Here is a 20,999-nt window from a genome sequence, read left to right as displayed (position 1 = left end):
CCTCAAATGAAACGAAAGACAGACCCCTTGGATAGTGTTGCAGGACAGATTTTAGAAAACGCCAAGAAATCCGGGCTTGAGATTAATACCGCAGAGGATGCGGAAAATCTTATGGCCCATATGCTCGGTCGGCTGCTGACTCAAATGCTTGACGGTGAAATGACCAATCATCTCGGTTACGAAAGAGGCGGTAAACGTGTCACCGAAAATGAGCGTAACGGGCATAGTTCGAAAACCCTCAAATCGTCCAGCCTTGGAAATATCCGTATTGACGTACCCAGAGACCGCAAGGGAGAGTTTGAGCCGAGGGTCGTTCCTAAGCATAAACGCCAGCTGGCGGGGTTTGAGGACAAGGTTCTGGCCTTGTACGCCAGAGGGCTCTCAACCCGGGAAATTCAAGGCTTTCTCTATGATGAATACGGTATGGAGACCAGTGCCGAATTTATCAGCGATGTTACGGACGCCATCCTTCCTGAGGTTGAAAAATGGCAGAACCGTCCTCTGGATCCGTTTTATACAACTGTTTTCTTTGACTCTATTCGAGTCAAAATCCGAGGTGATAATGGCATTGTTACCCCGAAAGCGGTCCATCTTGCCTTGGGCGTAAACGCCCAGGGCCGCAAGGAAGTTTTGGGGATGTGGGTCGCTGATAACGAAAGCGCAAAATATTGGCTTAAGGTCTTCACTGAACTCAAAAACAGGGGGGTGTCTGATATTCTGATTGCTGTCACAGACGGACTCAAGGGAATGAAGGAGGCGCTTGAAGCTGCCTTTCCCAACACTCTGCTGCAGACCTGCATTGTTCACCTGATCAGGAACAGTCTGAAATTCGTCGGATATAAGGATTACAAGGCCGTAGCCGGCGCGCTGAAGCCCATTTACCGGGCCGTAAACGCGGCTGATGCGCGGAAGGAACTGGACGCTTTTGCACAGTCGGAACTGGGGCTCAGATACCCTTACATCGCCAAACAGTGGATCGATTCCTGGGATAAGGTGATCCCCTTCTTTGATTTTTCCCCAAATATCCGCAGACTTATTTATACAACCAATGCCATAGAGAGCCTTAATCGGGATCTAAGAAAAGTAATTAAGACCCGAGCTGCTTTCCCTACTGAAACGGCTGCTTTGAAACTTCTCTTTCTGGCAATCCGGAAAGTAGAGAAAAGATGGGTGCGGCCTTCTCCATACTGGAGTGCCGCTATGAGAGAATTGGTTGTGCTATTTGGTGACCGAATCACCCCCTACATCGATTAACCTTGAACGAGCCGCCCACAAAAAATTACACACCCTCGCCTGTTGCCAGAAATATGGTGTTGAACCCAAGGTTATTCTGCAGTCCGAATCGATCAATATCGTTCATGACGTGGTATCTCATGGCCTCGGCTGCTCGCTGGTTCCAGAAGAACTCGCATACTGTACGTGTACAGCAGAATGTCGCCCTTATTATTTCGATCTTTCTGAAGAGCTGCCTGAAAATCCTGTCGTTGTTGCCTGGAGCAAGGAACGGTATCTTTCTAAAGCATCTCAGATTTTCATCAATAATTTGATAAAAGATACAAAGGATTATTCCGGTTGCACATCCTGTTCAAACTAGAAAAACCTTTATCTATAACTGAACTAATGTTTAATCTAAGTTCAACTACTTACGTACTCGGATTCGTATCCTTAACTCTGTTCCGGGAAGCAACAGCGGCTTGATAGGTGCGCCGCTCCCAGAACTAGGTGTTTTTACATTTACCGCTGCCAGATCCGGACTCTCTCCACCGGATGAGCAGCGGGCTTTTCTCTCCTTTGGTTGCTCTCCGACGGACCCGCGAGCTCTCTCTCCTGCGCGGGTCCGTTTATTTTTGCCTTGAAAGCGCCTGCCTCGTCACCCGTCTCCCTTTTGAATACCTCACTTGATTTTCATATACCGATATCAAGTTTTATGGAAAAAATGGTATTTTCCGAGGAAAACGGAGACTTTTGGGGCGGTTTTTACCAGGGAAGAGAGTCGCTGGAAGCTGTGCATCTCAGGGCGGTGGAAGGCAAAACGGCCCGTTCTGAACCCGACATTGGGGCGGGCTGCGGGGCTCGAACGTCGGAAACGCTGAAGCGGAACTCTCAGCGTACTTTTTCTCCCTCTTTTGACTCTTGAAGTGACTTTTTGTAGGTCTTTTTTGAGGTCAGAATCGCTTCTTAACCCCTCTTTTTGATTTTCTTATACGGAAATCAAGTTTGAGACCGTAAAAGGTATTTCACCGGGTTTTTCGGCATTTTTTGCTTATTTGTTAGGCAGTCGTGAGAAAATCAGGCAAGTTTTAAGCGTCCGATTCCGGAAATTACGGTGCTTTTCTGTGGTCTCCCCTACCCTGACGCGGAGAGATCGCTCTTGATTCTCTCATACTGAAATCAAGAGACAGTTCCGAGCGGCGTTTTTCGGTAATTTCGAGGCTGCCGGTACCGACTTTGGGACTTAAAAAGTCCATTTTGAGGTTTCCGGCCTCTGTTTTTCCTCCATTTCGATGAAAATTTCATCTTGATTTCGATATACCGAAATCAAGTAGCGACTGAAGCCATGAAAAAATCATCTTGAAATCGATATATCGAAATCAAGTATCCCTGCGGTCAGCCCTTCCAAAGAGAAAGAATACGGCATTACGGTTGATCAAAAAGACCGTTATGGGAATCGTCTGGAACTCGCCAGGATCTCGGGTTTCTGGCGATCTATAGCGCTGTTTAACGTTGATAGCAGTATGATGTTTTCATAACTCAAACTGAAGTGGGCCCGGAACTGTGTTTCCTGATCCCCTCTTATCTTGCTATGAAGAAAATCGCATTGGCTCTCTGCTCCGCTGTTACGGCTCTTATGAGCCAAGGGGTGTCGGCTCACGGCATGACCCAGAACGACCTGATGAATCTGACAGAAGCGTATGCCTATGTCTATCAGCGGCAGCAGGTGCTCGCGGCGGCGGAGAAGCAATTCGGGAACGACGTTGGGGTGCTGGGCGTGGTTGATACCTCGCGTCTCACCTGGAATCTCATCTATCCGGACGCGGAAAACGCGCTGATCACGCATCTGGGACACTTCGGTCTCAGTCGGGCGGATATCGCGAAGCTCACCGCGGAAACGCTCGGAGCGTCGGACAAGAATCTCCGATTCCGGGACGCGATCCAGGCCAAAGCCGTGGTGCTGCACTACAGCCTGGTGTCCAAGAGTCCGACTGAGAAGGAAAACCGGGTCCGCCGGACACTATCGGATGCCGCCTTCTCGGCCTACCCGGAAGAAGAGTTCGCGTTCCATCGGACAGCGCACGAAATCAAATATCCGCTTCGGAATACCGCGGGTGAGAAAAAATTCCGAATCCTGATCCCGGATTCCTGGGAAGAAACGCCGACGAGTTTTCCGGGGCATCTTGGCTACTGGACGAAGAATGATGAGGACGTCGTCGTCTCGATCGGCGCGAGGCGGCCTGTCGACGATGAGTACAACCCTGCCGATTTTATTTACCGGAACCTGAAGGCCATCGAAGGGACGCCGGAAATCGGGAAGCGGTTCGGACCGCTTGAAAGCGAGCTCGTTAAGAAGGGCCCTTCGAAGGTCGTGATCTTCGATCGGACACCGGTGATCCTTCTCGAGTGGGACGGAAAATTTGCGAGAGACAATACGCCTTTCTACACGCACACCACTTCAGCGATCTATCAGGATGGATCGCAGTACGTGGATGTGGAATTTTATGTGGCGTCACGCGATCCCGAGGCAGCGAAGCGGGCGGGTAACAAGTACCAGATGCTGAGAGACCAGATCCTCAGTTCTATCCGGTTAGTTTCCGCTGACAAATAATCTCCGAAGCCCGCTGATTCCGCGGGCTTTTCCTTTTTCCGAGGGGCAGAAACGGGCCTGTTCTTCGGATTTATGTGTCACCCAAGTGTCATTTTTTTGACATGTGACCGGGCTACCTAGGCAAAGATCTAATCCAAACTTACTACGTCGAGAGACATAGAGAGCCGCAAAGAAAAACGCGGCGGTCTCTCAGTACGCATACAACCAAAAAAGGAGATTTTGACCATGCCCGTTTCGGTTTCACGCCGCAGCCTCTTAAAAGCCTCAGGTCTTACCGCCGCCGCGGTGAGTGTGAATGGCGCAGCGTCCGCGGTCGCTTCCGCAGCGACGAAGGACATCAACGTCCAGCACCCGATCAGGAATATCGAGCACATCCGCGCGTTCTATAAGAATTTCCCGACGCGGCTCGCCGCTGTGCGGAAGGGGTTCAACCGTCCGCTCACGCTTTCTGAAAAGATCCTCTACACGCATCTCTATCACATCGAGGATGCGAGGGACTTCAAGCGCGGACACGAATTCGCGAATTTCCGTCCGGATCAGCTCGTGATGGAAGACCTCACCGCGCAGTCCGCGATGCAGCAGTTCCTCGTCGCGGAGTTCCCGAAGGTGCAGCTCCCCTCCTCCATCCACTGCGATCACCTGACGCTCGCGAGCGAGGGCGCGATCAAGGATCTGAAGGTCTCAAACTACGATAACCGCGTGACCTACAAGTTCCTGAGCGACGTGAGTGATAAGCTCGGTATCGACTTCTGGGAACCGGGCGCGGGCATTATTCATCAGGAAACGCTGGAGAACTACGCGTATCCGGGCTGCCTCATCGTCGGGTGCGACTCCCACACGCCGAATGGCTCGGGGCTTGGCGGCATCGCGATCGGTATCGGCGGCGCGGACGCCGTGGACTGCATGTCGGGTGTGGAATGGGAGCTCCCCGTGCCGAAGGTGATCGGCGTGAAGCTCACCGGGGAACTGAAGGGGTGGTCCACGCCGAAGGACGTCATCCTGAAGCTCCTCGGAATTCTCTCCGTCAAAGGCGGCACGAACGCCATTATTGAATACTTCGGTCCGGGCACCGACACTCTTTCCGCGACCGGCAAAGCGACGATCGCGAACATGGGCGCGGAACTCGGCGCGACGAGCTCGGTTTTTCCCTATGACTCCCACATGATGGATTACCTCCGGAAGACGGGCCGCGAAGAGATCGTCCTGATGGCAAATAAGATCGCGGGCGACCTCAGAGCCGATAAGGCGGTCTACGAGAACCCCTCGAAATTCTATGACCAGGTGATCACGATCGACCTCTCGACCCTTGAACCCCAGGTATCCGGGCCGTTTTCACCGGACGCTGACATGAACCTCTCCGAAATGAAGGAGAACGTGAAGAAGAAGGGGCTCTCCGACAAGATTGAAGCGGTGCTGATCGGTTCCTGCACGAATTCGTCTTATGAAGACATTTCACGCGCCGCCTCCATCGCGCAGCAGGCGCTCGATCACGGGATTTCTGTGAAGTGCCCGATGTTCCTCTCTCCTGGCTCCAACCTCGTGAAGGCCACGATGGACCGCGACGGTCTCACGCAGGTCTTCCAGAAGCTCGGTGTCACGGTGCTCGCGAACGCCTGCGGCCCGTGCGTCGGCATGTGGAACCGCAAAAATAACCCGAAGCGTAAGAACACGATTGTTCACGGCTTCAACCGCAACTTCCGGAAGCGTAACGACGGGAATCCGCTCACTGAAGCGTTCCTCGTGTCGCCTGATATCGCGGTCGCTTACGCGCTCGGCGGCCGTCTTTCCTTCAACCCGATGACGGATACCGTGACGGGGAAGGACGGAAAGGCGGTGAAGCTCGAAGTCCCGCACGGAAATGAGCTTCCGCCGAAGGGCTTTGCCCGTGCCGGCACGGGCTGCCACACGGCGACCTTTAAGACAAAGGTGATCAAGATCGACCCGAGCTACGACCGTCTGCGGCTCCTCGACCCATTCCCCGCCTGGAACGGGAAGGATATCCAGGGGCTCCCGCTTCTCATCAAAGTGAAGGGTAAGTGCACGACGGACCACATTTCGCCAGCCGGCAAATGGATTCACTACGTCGGGAACATCTCCCGGATTTCGGATAACACGCTTTCTGTCGCCGATAACGCCTTCCAGCCCGGGAAACTCGACCACGTCTTCAATCAGAAGACCGGAACGTACGACAAGGTGAGCTCGGTCGCGAAGAGCTATAAGGCCGCGAACCAGTTCTCCTGCGTCGTGGCGGACGAAAACTACGGTGAAGGGTCGTCCCGCGAACAGGCTGCCATGCAGCCTCGCTACCTCAATGTCCAGGTGATCATCGCCCGGAGCTTCGCCCGAATTCACGAGACGAACCTCAAGAAGCAGGGGATCCTCGCCCTCACCTTCGCGAATCCGGATGACTGGAACAAGGTGCAGGAGAAGGACCGCATCTCGGTGGTTGGGATGAAGGACTTCAAGCCCGGGAAGCCCCTCACCGTGATCCTCAGTCACGCGGATGGGTCTCAGGACCGCGTCCAGGTGAACCACACCTACACCGATCGCCAGATCGAGTGGTTCCGTTATGGGTCGTCGCTTAACATGCTCCGCGCCCAGAACCAGGCAAAGGCGAAGAACGCCTGAGCTTAATTGCAGTACCCGCTCCTGGATCCTCCCGATCCGGGAGCGGCGATTCTCTCTTTGGTCTTCGTTTGAACGTACGACGTTTTCACGCTCTTCCTCAGATTCCTGGTGAAGAGCGTGTTTTTTTATTTTCTGCCGCGAGTCCCCTTCCCTATACTTAGAGACATCACCGTGAACCTTTATCCGTTTATTCCCATGCGCCGCGCGAGGTACCGTCTGAAACCTGTGAGTCTCATCCTGATCGCGGGGCTCGTCGCTCTCCCGCTTCTCACGCCGGCCGCGGGAGCTACGGAAATTGATGAGCCGTACCCGATCGGGCGGGTATTGACGCCCGAAACCGCGGCCCGGAAAGACGCCCCGGACATGGTCCGGATGCAGGTCTCGCACTTCTCGCAGCCAAACCAGAATGACGCGATCATCATGCCGACCGTCCGGGCGTTTCAAAAAGCGTTTGGGCGGGATCACTTCTATGCTGAGGTGTTTTCTGGCGAACGGATCAACCCGAAGAAAACGGATCTGGTGCTGAGTTCGGCCGGCACGTACCGGCGTGCGGCGGATGTCGGAAGCCGCGATATCGGGTCACTCGTTTCGGATCGCTTTCCGGACCCGAATCACGCGGAAGGATCGGTCTTTGTGGTTCGAAAAGGGAACCGGACGTACCAGAGCCTCAAAGATCTCAAAGGCCTAAGGCTCGTGACGAGCGGCCCGAAAGCCTTCACAGGGTACCAGGTCGCGATGGGGGAGCTGCTGCGGGAGGGCATCAACCCGGACCGGTTCTTTTCCGATCAGATCGTGAAACTGAACGATATGCCGTCAGTCGTCACGGCGCTCCGGAAGGGAGAGGCGGATGTCGGTGTGCTCCGCACCTGTTTCCTTGAAGATATGGCGGCCGAAGGCAAGGACATTTCGGATCTCGCGGTTGTCGGAGCGAAACCGGAAACCAAAGACTTCCGCTGCGTTCGCAGCACGGCGCTTTACCCGAACTGGACCGTGACGATCACGCCTCACGCGACCCCGGATGTCGCGCGGCTTGCCGCATCCACCCTCCTCTCGATGAAACCGATCCCGGGGAACCTCCACTGGGGGATGGCGACGGACTTCACGCCAGTCGACACCCTCTTCAAGGAACTCAAAATCGGGCCGTATGAATATCTGCGGCATTGGACGCTGAGACGGTTCCTTTCCGAATACTGGCCGTTTCTCACGCTCTTTATCGCCGCGGTGATCGGGCTCCTTCTTCATTCCGTCCGGAGTGACCGGCTGGTCGAACGGAGAACCCGGGAACTCACGAAGGCGTACGCGAAACAGAAGGAACTTGAGGAAAGGACGCGGCGCGCGAACGAGCATCTCGCGGCGCTGCAGAAAAACGGGATGATCGGGCAGATGAGCTCCATGGTCGTTCATGAACTCCGGCAGCCGCTCGCGACGATCGTGAATTACGTGCAGAGCCTTTTGAGACTCAGTGACATGCATCGGCCGAATTCAGAAGCCATGATGCAGAAAGGTCTCACCACGATCCGAAGCGAAGCCTTGAAGGCGGACGAAATCGTGACGAAAGTCCGGGACTACGCGAAGCGGTCGAGCGGTTCGGACACCCGAACCGTGATTGATCTCACGGAGCTCGTAAATCGCTCTGTCGCGAATCTCGAGGACTCCAGCAGCTACCGGACCCCGATTCACTCTGATATCCGCCCTGGGTGCCTGATTGAGGGGGACCGCCTTGAAATTGAAGTCGCGGTCGTAAACCTCATCAAGAACGCGCTCGAAGCCGCGGACCGGAAGGGAGGATCGGACGCGCGGGTCTCTGTGGTGCTTGACCGCTTTGAAACGGCGGACGGGGAATCGATCCGCCTCACAATTGAGAACACCGGTGACGTCCTCACAAAAGAGCGGCTCGAGAGTCTCGGGTACGCGACGAAGAGCGCGAAGCCTGAGGGCCTTGGGCTTGGGCTCGCCATCGTCCGCACCATCATCCAGAACCACTCGGGCTCGATCGCGTTTAACCCGAGAGAAGCCGGGGGGCTGGCTGTCACCGTGACGATTCCGGCTCCGTCGCACCCGATTTCCTGATTCTTTCGTTTTCTTCCCTCCACTCTTCGGCCATTCAGCTTCTCTTCTCTATATAGAAAAGAAAAAAACCGGAAATCCATCACCCTCGGAGAGAGAAAGGGGAGGATTTCCGGTGAACCTCAAGAATGAGGAGAAGTCAAAGGAAGATTGGAAGTATTGCTTCCCGCCTTACGGCGTCTTCAGATTGAACTTGTGGCACTGGCTGCAGGAAAGCGTGCTCTGCTGGTGACCCTTGTGGCACGTCGTGCAGTCGCGCTCCCCGTAGTGGTTGAAGTGCGGGTTCGGGTGAACGTTCGCGGTCTTCTTCGCGAGTTCCTCGTAAGACTTATGGCACGCGAGGCACTGCGCCTTGCGGACCGGTTTCGAGGTGTCGCCGTTCACGTGGCAGGACTCACACTTCACGCCGCGCTCGACGTGGCGATCCGCAAGGAAGTGGTCAGTCGTTCCGGCAGCCGCGGCGGTGCCCGCGATCAGCATGGCGAGCGTCATAACGATTAAGTTTTTCATGGTCGTTTTCTCCCCTTCGGTTAAGCGTTCTTATGCTTTGAAGCCATATCAGCCGCGGCAATACGGCCGAACACAGTGGCAGCGCCAAGCTGCGAGCCGCCGATATAGTTTCCGAAGAAGAGACCGCCCGCGGCGTTTCCGACCGCGTAGAGCCCCTTGAACGGGACGCCTTCGTTACTCACAATCTGAGCCTTCGAGTTGATCTTCGGGCCGCCGAACGTGGCCGTAATGCCGCCCTGGAACGGGAACGCGTAGTACGGGGGCTTATTAAGGGGCTTCGGATCCTTGAGGGAGCACGGCGGATTCATTTCCTTCAGCTTCCCGTCCGCGAGCGCCTTGTTGTATTCGGCGAAAAGCTTCGTGAAGACTTCAGGCTTCAGACCCATCTTCCGCGCGAGTTCTTCCGGGGTGTTCGCGATGATCACTTCGCTGTTCATTCCGAGGAACTTCTTCGCCGCCATTTCGGAGCGCGGCCAGTTCGCGTCGATGATGTGATAGGCCTTGTTTTCCGCCGTCTTTGTGGCAGTCGCCATCGACTTCTGCGTGTACGTGAACACTTCATCCATGAAGCGCTGGCCCTGGCAGTTGACGTCAAGCCCCGTGCCGGCATCGATCACGAAGTTCGGATTCGCGTGGGTGTTCTCAACGATCGGGCCGCAGTGGAACTGATCCATATGAACGAGCATCGCGCCGAGCGGCTCCGTCATCGAGACGTTTTCACCCGTGACATACTGAGAACCGCGCAGCACGAGGCGGGAAAGCGGACCGCCCATATAGCGGCAGAGCATCGCGCGGTTCGCGGAGAAGCCGCCGGTGCCGATCACGACACCGTCACGCGCCATGTAGTTCTTGAGACCGTCGTCCGTCAGGCACTCAACGCCCACGATCCGATACTGGTTATCAGTGATGAGTTTCAGACCCTTCGTATTGAAGCGGACCGGGATCTTACGGGCGTCGCACGCGGCGAGCAGATACCGGATCAGGCGGCTGCCGCCGGTCAACCCTTGGCCATCCACCGGAATCATGCGGTGAAGGAGAGGCCACGGGAGGCTGCGGATCTTCGCGAACTTCACGCCGATCTTCTTCTGCAGCCACTCGATATCGGGTCCGATGTTTTCAACATAGGTATCAACGAGGGCGGGGTCGGCGCGGTTCTGCGACACCTTCATCATGTCAGCGCGGAACGCTTCTTTCGTTTCGTTGAACCCCTGAGCCTTCTGAAGGTCGGTACCCCAGGCGGCGATACCGCCGGACGCGAAAATAGAGTTCCCGGCGGCCCAGGACATTTTTTCTAGCACCACAGGCTTCAGTCCGCGGTCAAAGGCCTCGATCGCGGTGACAAGGCTTCCGGTGCCCGCGCCGAGAATGACGCAGTCAAAGGTTTCGGACGGCAGCGTCTTATTGATGTTTGACTTCCGGGACGGGGCAGCTTTTCCAGTCGCAGCCTGCGCGACACTCGCGGTTCCCGCGGCTGCTGCCGCGACACCGGCTTTCAGCCAATTTCTCCGAGTCAGCATACATATCTCTCCATGAGTGAGTTCTTGGTCTTGTGAGGACATCCGATCAGCCGAATCCTCTCTTCTCAGGAGAAATTGTGTTTCGGGGGTCTACCTAGGTGACCCCCACCGAAATCAGAAAATAGTCAGAAAGACTATGCCAAAAGGCGTATAAATCTCGCTCTATCGCTCAGGGTTCGCGGCGAGGAACGCGTCGACCCTCGCGAAAAACTGCGCGAGGTCGGCGGATGAATGGAGGCCGAGTTTCTTAAGCGCTGATCCCCGGTAGTGCTCCACCGTGCGGTGTGAGATCTCAAGCCGCTCCCCGATCGCGCGGCTCACAAAGCCCTGGATCGTGAGGCGGCAGATTTTTTCCTCTCGTTCTGAAAGACTCTGGAAGAGCTTCACCTCTTCCCGGATATCGCGGCTGATGCCTTCGCGCCGCAGGCGGTCATTTTCCAGCGCCCGCGCGACCGCCGGGAGGAACTTCTCGACGTTGATCGGTTTCGTCTGGAAGTCACACGCTCCGTCCCGCATCGCGCCCACCGCCATATCGATGTCGCCGTGCGCCGTGAGGAAGATCACCGGGACTTCATACCCCCGGTGATTCAGCCGGTCAAAGAGATCAAGCCCGCTCATCTCCGGCATCTGGATATCGAGAATCAGGCACCCAGGGCGGCTCGGGGTGTCGGACTTCAGAAACTCCATGGCGCTCGCGTACGACACGACTTCATACCCCTCGCACTGAAGCATGAATTCAAGTGACTGCCGCAGCGTATCGTTATCGTCCACGATGCGGATAAGCGGAGGAAGTGCCGGGGTGTCGGTCTGAAGTGCCATAGGAAATCTTTGCTGCTCTGAAGTGATCTGGATTCGCGGTAATTCTACTCACGGGAGTCCGGAGGACGTCAAGAAGCGCGTCTAAAACTCTGGGGAGGGATAGAGCTTGCCTCGCGGTTTTCAGACTGCCGGTGCTCCATTGAGTTTCAGTCTCAATGCGATCAGAATCAATGAATAATTCCGTAACGCGCTGCATTTTTGAGACCCTGCCTATGAAAACCGCCGCCCTGCTTCTAGCCTCTCTGATCTTCACCTCAATCAGCGGCGCGGCGTCCGCTCACGGTCTCGGAGAAGCCGATATCCGGAATCTCACCGAAGCCTATGGCTACGTGGAGTATCAGAAGACCGCGCTCACTGAAATCGCTCATTCCTACCCGGCACTCGCACCGGAGGTTCTTCGCTTTCAGCGACGTTTCCGGGATCGGTTCCCGGGAGCCGAAGCCGCGGTGCGGGAACACTTTGCATGCTTTGGGGATTTTGGAGTCAAGGTGCTCGCGAAATCGAACGAACGGATCGGGAAGCTGATGCCAGACGTGAAGTTTCGGACGGAGGATCTTGCGGAGAAGCAGCTCGATCTCTTTATTGCCACGCTTGATCAGCCGACAGAACAGACTGACCGGATTTTCCGGACGCTATCCGATGTCTCCTTTACCCACAATCCGGCTGAAGAGTTCGCGAGGAATAAGGAAACCTATTCGACGAAAGGTAACCCCAAAGCCCAGGGACTCAATATCGAAATTTCTTTCCCGCTCTCCTGGGTGCAGAAACCGAAAACCGTCCGGCCGCATGTCGTAAGCCAGTGGATGAAAGCGGATGAAAAAACCGTTTTGATTTCCGCGATTGGAGCGGACGCGAATCCTGATCCCGCCTTAAAGGAAAACTGGACACTGCCGGTCCTAAAAGAGGTGGTGAAGTCGCCTGATTTCTGGATAACTTTCTTTCCCGCGGTCGGTGAGATCGTGAAAACCGGGAATGCGAGAGCCACGATGCTCGACTCTTACCCCGCGCTTCTCGCGGACGCGACCGTGAAGGCCGAGCGGCTCGGAAAGGTTCTCTATCTCCATATCGACTACCTGCTCTTCCTCGTGGATAACAAGGTCGTGAATGTGCAGTTCACGATCGGATCTGAGGATCTGAAAACGACAGAAGAGGCCGCCCGGAAGTACCGGGGCCTCGCGAGTCTGGTTTTCAATTCGGTGTACGTGAGAAAGTGAGTTTCAGTTGGCAGTGAAACCGACACGGACACCCGGCACTCCATCAGTCTGCCGGCAAAAGGTCAGTAAAAACAATCGATGTATCTGATTCTCAAAATCGATTTCATTTCCCATGAATGCTGGCAGAAATAATTTCAACAAAGTAGGGAAAAAAGCACCGCTTAGCCGTAAAATGAATAACGCGCACTAAGAACAGACGAAATAAAGATAAAAAACTGATTTCCTCTCCGGCGCAACACCTCATATTGGAGAAATCTATGTCTGCTAATGCTTCTGGTGAATTCAATATATGCCTCAGTTCCGGAGAGCAGCATCTGCTGCGGGACGCGGCTGAAAAAAGCGGTGTATCGCTCGCCGGTTTTATCCGGGTCGCGGCGCTCCGGGAAGCGGAGAAACTCGCGAAACGCTCTGAAGTCTCCCGCGAGGAATCGGTGGTACAGACCCGGAAAGAATCCGAGAAACTGATCGAGTCACTTGACCGCAGCTTCACGCCGAACGACAAGATGAATGAAGCGATGGATCTCGCGAACCGCATCATTCAGAATTCGGAAAGCTATAAGCAGGAAGCGAACGACTGATTCCGACTCCCTCCAGCACTTCCCCGCTGGAGGGATTCTTCATTTCGGGCAAAAGAAAAACCGCCTGCCTCCTGGGTTTAGAAGCCCAAAAGACAAGCGGTTCGTGGGGCAAGCTAGAAAGGTTACTTCAGCATGTCGAGGATCTCTTCGACCCCCTTCTTCCCGAAGTGGACGTCCTTATCGTTCACGATGAGGCACGGAACGCTCATGATGTTCCACTTCTTCTGAAGCTCCGGATAGTGCGCGAGGTCATAGACATCGACCGTCACATTCGGGTTATCGGCCGCGATCCTTTCAGCCGCGGCAACGAGATCCGGACACATCGTGCAGGAGAGCGACACGGCGATCGTGAGCGCTTTCGGCGTATCGATCGAGTCGATCCGCTTCTGCAGCGCCTCACCCACGTCCTGTCCCGGACCCGCGACGTTATACATCGCGAGGATGAACGAATTAAATTCGTGACCGCCAGGCACCCCGTGGAAGCGGAGCCCCGTCTCTTCCTTCTTATCGTTCAGAATCGCGATCGTGTGTTCCTTCCCCGGAACCGCGTCGACCACTTCGTACGAGACCTTGTCAGAAAGACCGGCAAGTTCCTTAATCATCTCCGCGTCTTCACGCGCGAGATCCGAGTGATCGTCGTAGAGCCTCAGCGTAATCGGACTCGTGAATCGGCCGAGCACCGGAGCGAGCGCCGCGCGGGTATCCGCGTCGAGGAACGAATTGTCGTCCGCCACGGGCGCGGCTTCAGGCTTCGGCTCTTCCTTCGGTTCAAGTTTCTTCACGTACGTCCGCTTCAGCTGAAGCTTCCGGTACTGGCTTCCGAGATACTTCTCAAGCGACGTCGCAGCGACTGCGCCGTCTGACACCGCGGTCACCACCTGGCGAAGTTCCTTCACGCAGATGTCACCCGCCGCATAGACGCCGTCGATGTTCGTCTTCTGATTCCGGTCGGCGATCACATACCCCTGCGGGTTCAGTTCCACCTGGCCTTTGATCAGTTCATTCTCAGGCGTATAGCCCACGAACACGAAGACGCCGTAGAAGTCATCCGGACCGGACTCGTAAACGGTTTCTTCTCCCGTCTTCCGATCCTTCAGCACCACCCGTCGGACAGCGCTGTCGCCTTCAACCCGAGCGACTTCCGTATTGAAGTGCAGCTCGACCTTCGGATTCTCCTTCAGCTCCTCAACCGCGGCGGAGTTGATCGAGAAGTCGTCACGGCGGACCACCATGATGATTTTCTTACCGTACTTCGTGAGGAAGAGCCCCTCCTCCACCGAAGCGTATCCGCCGCCGATCACGAAGATCGTGCGGTCGGTAAAGAATTCACCGTCGCAGGTCGCGCAGTAGGCGACACCGTGGCCCCGGAATTCGGATTCGCCGGTAAACCCGGCGAGTCTCGGATGAGCCCCGGCCGCGTACACCACGCCGAGCGTCTTAAAGTCGCCGCGGTTCGTGTGTACGATCTTCCAGTCACCCTCAAGCTCAAGCCCCGTCACTTCAGCCGCGAGGAATTCCGCGCCGAAATTCTGAGCCTGGCGTGTCATGTCAGAGGTGAGCTTCTCCCCGTTCGTCTTCACGATGCCGGGATAATTCACGACCTCTGCCGTGATGGTGATCTGACCGCCGATCTTTTCCTTTTCAAGGACAAGAACGCGGAAACGAGCACGTGCCAAATAAATAGCGGCGGAGAGTCCTGCAGGACCTCCGCCGACTACTATGGCATCGTAGGTTTTAATTTCTGCCAAGATGCCATATCCCCATTAAAGCTTGCCGACCAGGTCGAAAGAGGGCTTGAGGGTCTTTTCACCCGGCTGCCACTTGGCCGGGCAGACCTCGTCACCGTGCTCGTGCACGAACTGAGCGGCCTGGACCTTGCGGAAGAGTTCATCAGCGTTGCGGCCGATGTTGCCGGCGCTCACTTCGTAAAGCACCACTTCGCCTTCCGGATTGATCACGAAGGTGCCGCGTTCAGCCTGACCCGCGTCCTCAATGTAGACATCGAGTTCCTTCGCGAGACGGCCGGTCGGGTCACCGATCATCGGGTACTGAACCTTGCCGATACGCTCGGAGGATTCGTGCCAGGCCTTGTGAACGAAGTGCGTGTCACACGAAACGGAGTAGATCTCAGCGCCGATCTTCTGGAATTCAGCGTACTTGTTCTGCAGATCCTCGAGTTCGGTCGGGCAGACAAAGGTGAAGTCAGCCGGATAGAAGAAGAGGACGCTCCACTTACCCTGCAGGTCCTTATCGGTCACATCGATAAACTCACCGTTCTTGTAAGCCTTCAGAGCAAATTCGCCGACTTTCTTTCCATTAAGAGACATGGTTAATTCCTCATATATTGTTTGACAAATAACCGTCATGCACAGATACGAATGAGAATGACTGTTATTTCGTTGTTGATGAGGAACACTATATCAAGTATTTTTTAACTTTGCAAGACCACGATATTGTCGGAATGTTTCCCGCCGTAATTGGCTTTAATGCAATTTGCGTGATTCTGAAAAAGAGAACTTTAAGGTTCGTTTAAGGGTTGACACAGATCTAAAAAAGTTCTCGTTTTTTGCCTAAAAAAACGTCATTGCTATGACATTTGTCACGGTTACAGTTGGTTAGTGGCGGAGGTACTTCTGATGGTTTAAGGGGAAAATCCCGATCCCCCTTCCCCAGAGAAAGGGAGAAACGCAATCCCTCACAGGTTTTTATAATTCGATCTGCGTCAAAAAAGGCAATTCATCATATCAGACTGATCTTTTTTTGAAACACACTGGGGCGTCAGTACAATTAGATGTAACGCCAAAACGCTCACAGAAAAGGGAAGATCATGGCTGAGCAATATCTCATTGAAGTATCAGAGAAATTAGCCCTTCTGATTAAGGGAACCCGGGTTAACGGGCACGACAAGATCTCCATCAACTCGCTCTATAAGAAGGGCGACGAGTGGATGTTCGGAAGGAATAACGTGTCCTTCCCTCTCGATGAAGAGATCACCAAGCAGGTTCTGGCCGGGATTATCAACGTGTCAAAGGAAGACCCCAACACTTTCGAGGTGTACGACACTCCCGCGAAATCCACTGAAAAGAAAGCAGAAAAGAAAACCGCGAAGAAGTAATAAGGTTTCTTCGCCCTGAAAAAATTGCCTCCTTTTGAGAAATCAAAGGAGGCGATTTTTTTAGGTTCCGTCTTAATCCAGATATCCCTTCAGCTGGTTCTCCAGATCGCTGATATCGACCTTCCGGACGTTTGCCATGTTGACGGGTGACGGTGCCTTTTTGGCTGGAACCGCCTTAGCGGCTTTCCCATGCCGGTGGCTGGATGCCGTTTTCCTTGCGGAGTGCTGGGGCTTTTTCCTGAGGTTCAGATCATCATCCTCGGCAAACCCAAAACTCAGCTGGGTATTCTTATCATCCTCTTGCCGCTCGTGATGAACGGCAGGTTTCACTGGGTCACCGAGAAGATCGGTTTCAATAGTCACCTCAGCGCCTGGTGTCTGATAGGAAAGCGGACCATTCTCGGATTTAACCGCCTCCCCTTCTTTTTCCGTCATATTGCCGGATGTAACTCCTGTGACCACAGCGGTTTCTGCAGCTTTGGCGGTTTCAGCTGTTTTAGCGGTTTCAGCAGCATCAGCGATTTTCTCCACCTCAACCGCCAGTATCGCGTCGTCCTCGGTTTCTGAAGCCTGATCACGTTCCTTGGCCTCTTCGTCCGCCTTCCGGATCGCGGCAATTTTGTCATTGACCCGGGCGAAGAGCGTATTTTTGACCGCTTTCTCCTTCTCGTCCTTCGGGTAAATTCCAAAGCCGGCAAGTTCCCGATAGACCCGCTCCATGGCCTTTTCTTCATTCCGGAAGAACTCACTGCCGCGCAGCCGGATGAAACGCCAGCCGTTTCGTTCGAGCACGCTCTGCCGGCTCATATCATTCATGACATCTTCCGGGCGTGAGTGGAATTCCTCGCCATCGCACTCCAACGCGATCTTCTTCCCATTGAACGCCACGACAATGTCGATCCGATATGCGCCGACCGGATACTGCTGCGTGAATTCGTACCCCTTCGAGCGGAGGTGTTTCGCGACCCGGTTTTCAAAGACAGAGTCTGAATCCCGCTCAATTTCCTGATCGGAACGGGTGCGCGTGTTGACGCCATTCATATAGGAAAGCAGCTTCCATCGGAGATCGCGCTCGGTGAGCTGCTTCCTCCAGTCAATGGAGTGCACAACCCAAAGCTGATCCTTCGCTCGGCTCACAGCGACGTTGTAGCGCTTTTTCATCATGTCGTCTTTACCCTCACCGAGCGTGCGGAGCATCACCTGCTTTTCATCCGTCACACTGTCAATGAGGGAAAGAATGATCACATCTCGTTCGTCGCCCTGGAAGTCTTTTGAGAGACCGCAGTGGATCTTATGCTTCTTCACTTCCTTTGCTGGAATATCAGAGGAAATCAGCTGATTGATGAGCGTCAACTGGTCATCCCCGGCGCTCAGCATCGGGATAATGCCGAAAGTCTTGTCCTGATACTCGGGCTGCGTCAGGCAGGCCCGGATAATCCGGATCGCGGTGTGGGCTTCAAGCTTATTCAGGTTATGGTCACGGAGTCCTGGCACGCGGTAGTCAACAAGAGCGGGAAGCAGGTTCGTAGAGGCGGCATCCCGAAGCGGCTTGATCTGACCGTCGTAGCTCAGCTGATTTGAGAATCCAATAATGTCCGGAACACAGCGGAAATGCTCCCGCAGCATGATGACTTTAAACGCCGTCTGGCAGATATCGTAAAGCGAGATTCCCGGCATATAGAGAGAGTCGCGGGGCACTTTGCCGCCGAGCTGCTCTTTCTTCAGGGCAAGAATCTGGTCCGTCTTCGCGAACGAAATCGGGCTCACCTGTTTATCGTCGCCCACGATGATCGCTTTCTTCGCGGTAAGAAGAATCGGGAGCTTCGAAATGTCAGCCTGACTCGCTTCGTCAATGATGAGGCAGTCGAAACTCTGCTTCAGGTGGAAACTCGCGAGTGCGTCATCAATCGGCATGATCCAGACCGGAATCGCTTTCTGGCAGTCCGGCATCAGAGCACGGATCGTGCGGCGGGCTTCCGCGGCCTTTTTGCTCTTCCCCGTTCCCTTCCCAAGCTGCTTATAGCAAACGGCCACGGTGCGGAGCGACTGCATTTCCCGCGAATTCTCAAGGGTCTGCTTGAGATAATTCCAGGCCTTCGCTTCAACGAGCTCAGTCGTGTTTTTTCTCAGGTCTCTGGAGCCCTGACGGGTTTCGTCGATCAGAGCGGAAACGTTCGCCGAGACGATCTTCGTATAGATCTCATTCAGCCGCTTCCATTTCCAGCTCGTCTCATAGTGTTCCGGAGGTACGGTGCTGGCCTCCGTCCGGATCTGGGCGGCCCAGGTCTGGGCGCTCATGGCAAGCTTTTGGAGAAGACGTTCGCGATCCGAGTAGACCTTGTACTCGGCGTCCTCCTTCTCTTTAAACTCCAAAGCGTCTCGGAACGCGCTGACATCCCGGTTCCGGATAGCGGAAAGGAACTTCTGCCCCACTGTCAGCTGCTGTTCCGGTTCAAACCGTTTCTCAATATCCCGGATACCCTGATGCACGGAATCGAAGACCTGCTGCTCCTTCATGAACGCCACTGTGGGAACAATGTCCTCCAGAATGATCTTCAGCGCTTCCTCGGTTTCGGTTCTCGGTGTTAGGCGGGTTGTGAACTTCCTTTCAGTCACCTGACTGAAGAACGGCTCATAGATTTCTTTCCACCACTCGAGGCTTTTCGTGATGCCGTCATAAAGCGTCTGCAGCTCTTTCGGGTCATTTTTTGAAAAATCAAACCGACCCTCGGGCACTTTGAGCCCCTCGGTGATCTCATTCCAGAGGAACTTCAGATTGTCACGGTTCTCCCGTACCTGAAGCTCACGCTGGATCAAGCGCCGCGTTTCGGCGTCAAACGGATTCGCGTTGTTCCGGGCGATCCGGATCTTTTCAAGCGTGGACCACGGCTTATCGTTTAAAAACTTGGCCCTGATTTTCTGCTTGACGGTCAGTTCGCCCGTTGGACAGTTCGTCTCTACCGGTGAGTGTCAAATGATCTTTCGCCGAAATTGTTCGTAAAAAAATAGGTTGCAGTGTTTGTTCAAGCAGCCCCCGGCAAACGCTTTTCCTCAAGCTGTCCATTTTCGGGGTTAAGCCATACCCTGCCGATCGGAGTGCAGTTCAGCACGGAATCGCCGATCCAGCGCTCCGGGTGGTTTCTGCGAGCCTCCAGCATCGTTTCCCTGCGTCGGCGCAGCACCTCCGCATCTTCGCAGCGGTAACGCTGTCCGGGTGTAACCATTCGGATGCCGCGATGTCTGTGGTGCTCGTTGTAATGTTCCACAAAACTTTGCACCCATTGTTCAGCTTCCTCGACGCTGTTAAAGCCGTCTCGGGGATACAGGCAATCGCCGCTGTACTTAAGCGTACGGAAAAAGGACTCAGAATACGGGTTGTCGTTACTGACTCGCGGACGGCTGTGCGAGAAGATAATTCCGTTCTTCTCAAGCAAAGCCATAGTGGGCGCGGCTTTCATGCTCGCGCCATTGTCTGAATGCACGACAAGCTGTCCGGGCCTGATTCCATATTTTCTGAAGGCATCTCCGAGAAAGCGCACGGCAAAATCAGCATTGTCTGCGTCGAACACCCTGGCACCATTATCTGTCAAAATAACTTTCGCCACTCTTTCAGTCTTACATGGAGTGGTAAAACATGCGATATTCGCAGGAGTTTATAGATAACCTCGTGGCCCGCATTCTGAGCAAAGAGCTTCGAATCTCTGAAGCCTCCGTTCAGTACTCGATAGGCAAATCAACAATCAGGTACTGGCTCGAGAAGGCAAAAGAGAAATCAGACTGCGTCACGCTGCCTAACACAGGAATTTCCAAGCCCATGGCCGACCTTAAGCTTCCTAAGGGTGTGACCTACCTGCAAGCCCATACCGCTGTCAACGCCAAAGCATTCCTGAGCGAGACTGACTTCGGTCAATACTGCCGTAAACACGGCTATCTCGCATCCACTGTGGACGCCTGGGCCGAATGGTTCAGCAAACACCCGGATGCCGTAGACAAGAGACAGCATGAAGCCCAGGCTTCCGCTATTACCGAGCTCAAGAAGGAAAACGCAAGACAGGCTCAGGAAATTTCCAGAAAAGACAAAGCATTGGCTGATGCTGCGACGATGCTGATGCTGTCAAAAAAAGCCGAGGCGATCTGGGGGGAAAAGGAAAACTGATCAGTGCCCAGGATCGTCAGGAAATTATTTCACTGGTCGATTTCGGTCAATCGCTGGGACTGTCGCAGAGGCTGTCCTGCGAAGCAGTTGGAATTACTCCGCGTACATTGCAAAACTGGCGGCATGCCCCTGATGGCGATGGACGGCTCGACCGGAGCAATTTTACGAGTTCCCGGCAAATCCCGGAGGATTTGCGGGAGCAGATCGTGGAGCGATTCTGTCGGGAGGATGTGCGCGATCTCAGCCTGACGCAGGCTTTCTACAAGCTTCTGGATGAAAACAAGGAGTACTGGTGTTCTCTCTCTACGCTTTACCGTCTTTTCAGAGCGCGGGGATTGAACGCGCGCCGCGCTCCCACCCGGAAAGCCCGTCTCCGCAGCAGGCCGACCGCTTACAGCGCGGAGAAGCCTAATGAAGTATGGACCTGGGACATCACCTATCTTCGCTCCAGCACTTACACGGGCAGGTTCTACTACGCGTACGTCATTGTCGACGTCTATAGCCGTATGGTTGTGAGTGCCGGTGAGTGTCAAATGATCTTTCGCCGAAATTGTTCGTAAAAAAATAGGTTG

The 20,999-nt window shown here is 54.6% G+C and carries 18 protein-coding genes; 11 read left to right on the top strand and 7 right to left on the bottom strand.

Features of this window, described 5'->3' with window-relative positions:
* The first annotated feature begins 6 nt into the window (after nucleotides 1–6).
* The 6 genes from M4NBBH2_RS10035 (at nucleotide 7) to M4NBBH2_RS10010 (ending at nucleotide 8,521) form a co-directional block, all read left to right on the top strand.
* Nucleotides 7–1,254: an IS256 family transposase gene (locus M4NBBH2_RS10035; RefSeq protein ID WP_116269216.1), complete on the top strand. Its 1,248-nt coding sequence runs from the start codon at nucleotides 7–9 to the stop codon at nucleotides 1,252–1,254.
* Nucleotides 1,226–1,594: a LysR family transcriptional regulator substrate-binding protein gene (locus M4NBBH2_RS12380; RefSeq protein WP_370685648.1), complete on the top strand. Its 369-nt coding sequence runs from the start codon at nucleotides 1,226–1,228 to the stop codon at nucleotides 1,592–1,594. Before M4NBBH2_RS10035 ends, M4NBBH2_RS12380 begins: the two co-directional genes overlap by 29 nt.
* Nucleotides 1,595–1,927: 333 nt before the next feature.
* Nucleotides 1,928–2,137: a hypothetical protein gene (locus tag M4NBBH2_RS11820; protein WP_170135149.1), complete on the top strand. Its 210-nt coding sequence runs from the start codon at nucleotides 1,928–1,930 to the stop codon at nucleotides 2,135–2,137.
* A 666-nt stretch (nucleotides 2,138–2,803) separates the two neighbouring features.
* Nucleotides 2,804–3,823 (top strand): hypothetical protein, encoded by a 1,020-nt coding sequence (locus tag M4NBBH2_RS10020; protein ID WP_170135148.1) that lies wholly within the window; start codon nucleotides 2,804–2,806, stop codon nucleotides 3,821–3,823.
* Nucleotides 3,824–4,048: 225 nt separating this feature from the next.
* Nucleotides 4,049–6,451: an aconitate hydratase gene (locus tag M4NBBH2_RS10015; protein ID WP_116270841.1), complete on the top strand. Its 2,403-nt coding sequence runs from the start codon at nucleotides 4,049–4,051 to the stop codon at nucleotides 6,449–6,451.
* A 171-nt stretch (nucleotides 6,452–6,622) separates the two neighbouring features.
* Entirely contained in the window at nucleotides 6,623–8,521 is a 1,899-nt protein-coding gene (locus M4NBBH2_RS10010) for a sensor histidine kinase (protein ID WP_125064669.1), read from the top strand.
* 168 nt (nucleotides 8,522–8,689) lie between these two features.
* Here M4NBBH2_RS10010 and M4NBBH2_RS10005 read toward each other — a convergent pair whose 3' ends face one another.
* From M4NBBH2_RS10005 to M4NBBH2_RS09995, 3 genes are all read right to left on the bottom strand, one after another.
* A complete protein-coding gene (locus M4NBBH2_RS10005) occupies nucleotides 8,690–9,028 on the bottom strand; it encodes a cytochrome c3 family protein (protein WP_116270839.1) in 339 nt (112 codons plus the stop codon).
* A gap of 20 nt (nucleotides 9,029–9,048) precedes the next feature.
* On the bottom strand, nucleotides 9,049–10,545 hold the full coding sequence (locus M4NBBH2_RS10000) for an FAD-dependent oxidoreductase (protein ID WP_116270838.1): 1,497 nt from the start codon (nucleotides 10,543–10,545) through the stop codon (nucleotides 9,049–9,051).
* Nucleotides 10,546–10,707: 162 nt separating this feature from the next.
* Nucleotides 10,708–11,364 carry a response regulator transcription factor gene (locus tag M4NBBH2_RS09995; protein ID WP_116270837.1) on the bottom strand — a complete coding sequence of 219 codons (657 nt, stop codon included), beginning with the start codon at nucleotides 11,362–11,364 and terminating at the stop codon, nucleotides 10,708–10,710.
* 212 nt (nucleotides 11,365–11,576) lie between these two features.
* On the opposite strand from M4NBBH2_RS09995, the gene M4NBBH2_RS09990 reads away from it, so the two are divergent.
* Both M4NBBH2_RS09990 and M4NBBH2_RS09985 read left to right on the top strand, forming a co-directional pair.
* Entirely contained in the window at nucleotides 11,577–12,578 is a 1,002-nt protein-coding gene (locus M4NBBH2_RS09990; protein WP_116270836.1) for a hypothetical protein, read from the top strand.
* Between the two features lie 257 nt (nucleotides 12,579–12,835).
* The gene (locus tag M4NBBH2_RS09985) at nucleotides 12,836–13,156 is read left to right on the top strand and encodes a type II toxin -antitoxin system TacA 1-like antitoxin (protein ID WP_116270835.1); all 321 of its coding nucleotides are present in this window, start codon (nucleotides 12,836–12,838) and stop codon (nucleotides 13,154–13,156) included.
* 122 nt (nucleotides 13,157–13,278) lie between these two features.
* Here the strand turns inward: M4NBBH2_RS09985 and M4NBBH2_RS09980 are convergent, their stop codons facing one another.
* The gene (locus M4NBBH2_RS09980; protein ID WP_202973750.1) at nucleotides 13,279–14,904 is read right to left on the bottom strand and encodes an FAD-dependent oxidoreductase; all 1,626 of its coding nucleotides are present in this window, start codon (nucleotides 14,902–14,904) and stop codon (nucleotides 13,279–13,281) included.
* A gap of 15 nt (nucleotides 14,905–14,919) precedes the next feature.
* Nucleotides 14,920–15,483 carry an alkyl hydroperoxide reductase subunit C gene (ahpC, locus tag M4NBBH2_RS09975; RefSeq protein WP_022443745.1) on the bottom strand — a complete coding sequence of 188 codons (564 nt, stop codon included), beginning with the start codon at nucleotides 15,481–15,483 and terminating at the stop codon, nucleotides 14,920–14,922.
* Nucleotides 15,484–15,983: 500 nt separating this feature from the next.
* Between ahpC and M4NBBH2_RS09970 the strand changes: the two genes are divergently transcribed.
* A complete protein-coding gene (locus M4NBBH2_RS09970; RefSeq protein ID WP_116270834.1) occupies nucleotides 15,984–16,271 on the top strand; it encodes a hypothetical protein in 288 nt (95 codons plus the stop codon).
* 72 nt (nucleotides 16,272–16,343) lie between these two features.
* Here the strand turns inward: M4NBBH2_RS09970 and M4NBBH2_RS09965 are convergent, their stop codons facing one another.
* Together M4NBBH2_RS09965 and M4NBBH2_RS09960 are read right to left on the bottom strand one after the other, a co-directional pair.
* Complete coding sequence (locus M4NBBH2_RS09965; RefSeq protein ID WP_116270833.1) at nucleotides 16,344–19,088, bottom strand: PDDEXK-like endonuclease domain-containing protein; 2,745 nt, start codon at nucleotides 19,086–19,088, stop codon at nucleotides 16,344–16,346.
* Nucleotides 19,089–19,294: 206 nt separating this feature from the next.
* Entirely contained in the window at nucleotides 19,295–19,876 is a 582-nt protein-coding gene (locus tag M4NBBH2_RS09960) for an integrase core domain-containing protein (RefSeq protein ID WP_170135147.1), read from the bottom strand.
* A 29-nt stretch (nucleotides 19,877–19,905) separates the two neighbouring features.
* On the opposite strand from M4NBBH2_RS09960, the gene M4NBBH2_RS09955 reads away from it, so the two are divergent.
* Entirely contained in the window at nucleotides 19,906–20,427 is a 522-nt protein-coding gene (locus tag M4NBBH2_RS09955; protein WP_116269329.1) for a hypothetical protein, read from the top strand.
* A gap of 206 nt (nucleotides 20,428–20,633) precedes the next feature.
* Nucleotides 20,634–20,987, top strand: coding sequence for a DDE-type integrase/transposase/recombinase (locus M4NBBH2_RS09950; RefSeq protein WP_125064668.1), 354 nt, complete (start codon nucleotides 20,634–20,636; stop codon nucleotides 20,985–20,987).
* The last annotated feature ends 12 nt before the right edge of the window (nucleotides 20,988–20,999 follow it).

The sequence above is a fragment of the Mesosutterella multiformis genome (assembly GCF_003402575.1).
GTDB lineage: Bacteria > Pseudomonadota > Gammaproteobacteria > Burkholderiales > Burkholderiaceae_F > Mesosutterella > Mesosutterella multiformis.
This window is presented reverse-complemented; position numbering and strand designations above follow the sequence as displayed.

Excerpts from the sequence above, each read along its gene's own strand:
- M4NBBH2_RS10035 (WP_116269216.1), top strand. The coding sequence starts at position 7 with ATGAAACGAAAGACAGACCCCTTGGATAGTGTTGCAGGACAGATTTTA.
- M4NBBH2_RS11820 (WP_170135149.1), top strand. The coding sequence starts at position 1,928 with ATGGAAAAAATGGTATTTTCCGAGGAAAACGGAGACTTTTGGGGCGGT.
- M4NBBH2_RS10020 (WP_170135148.1), top strand. The coding sequence starts at position 2,804 with ATGAAGAAAATCGCATTGGCTCTCTGCTCCGCTGTTACGGCTCTTATG.
- M4NBBH2_RS10015 (WP_116270841.1), top strand. The coding sequence starts at position 4,049 with ATGCCCGTTTCGGTTTCACGCCGCAGCCTCTTAAAAGCCTCAGGTCTT.
- M4NBBH2_RS10005 (WP_116270839.1), bottom strand. The coding sequence starts at position 9,028 with ATGAAAAACTTAATCGTTATGACGCTCGCCATGCTGATCGCGGGCACC.
- M4NBBH2_RS10000 (WP_116270838.1), bottom strand. The coding sequence starts at position 10,545 with ATGCTGACTCGGAGAAATTGGCTGAAAGCCGGTGTCGCGGCAGCAGCC.
- M4NBBH2_RS09995 (WP_116270837.1), bottom strand. The coding sequence starts at position 11,364 with ATGGCACTTCAGACCGACACCCCGGCACTTCCTCCGCTTATCCGCATC.
- M4NBBH2_RS09990 (WP_116270836.1), top strand. The coding sequence starts at position 11,577 with ATGAAAACCGCCGCCCTGCTTCTAGCCTCTCTGATCTTCACCTCAATC.
- M4NBBH2_RS09985 (WP_116270835.1), top strand. The coding sequence starts at position 12,836 with ATGTCTGCTAATGCTTCTGGTGAATTCAATATATGCCTCAGTTCCGGA.
- ahpC (WP_022443745.1), bottom strand. The coding sequence starts at position 15,483 with ATGTCTCTTAATGGAAAGAAAGTCGGCGAATTTGCTCTGAAGGCTTAC.
- M4NBBH2_RS09970 (WP_116270834.1), top strand. The coding sequence starts at position 15,984 with ATGGCTGAGCAATATCTCATTGAAGTATCAGAGAAATTAGCCCTTCTG.
- M4NBBH2_RS09955 (WP_116269329.1), top strand. The coding sequence starts at position 19,906 with ATGCGATATTCGCAGGAGTTTATAGATAACCTCGTGGCCCGCATTCTG.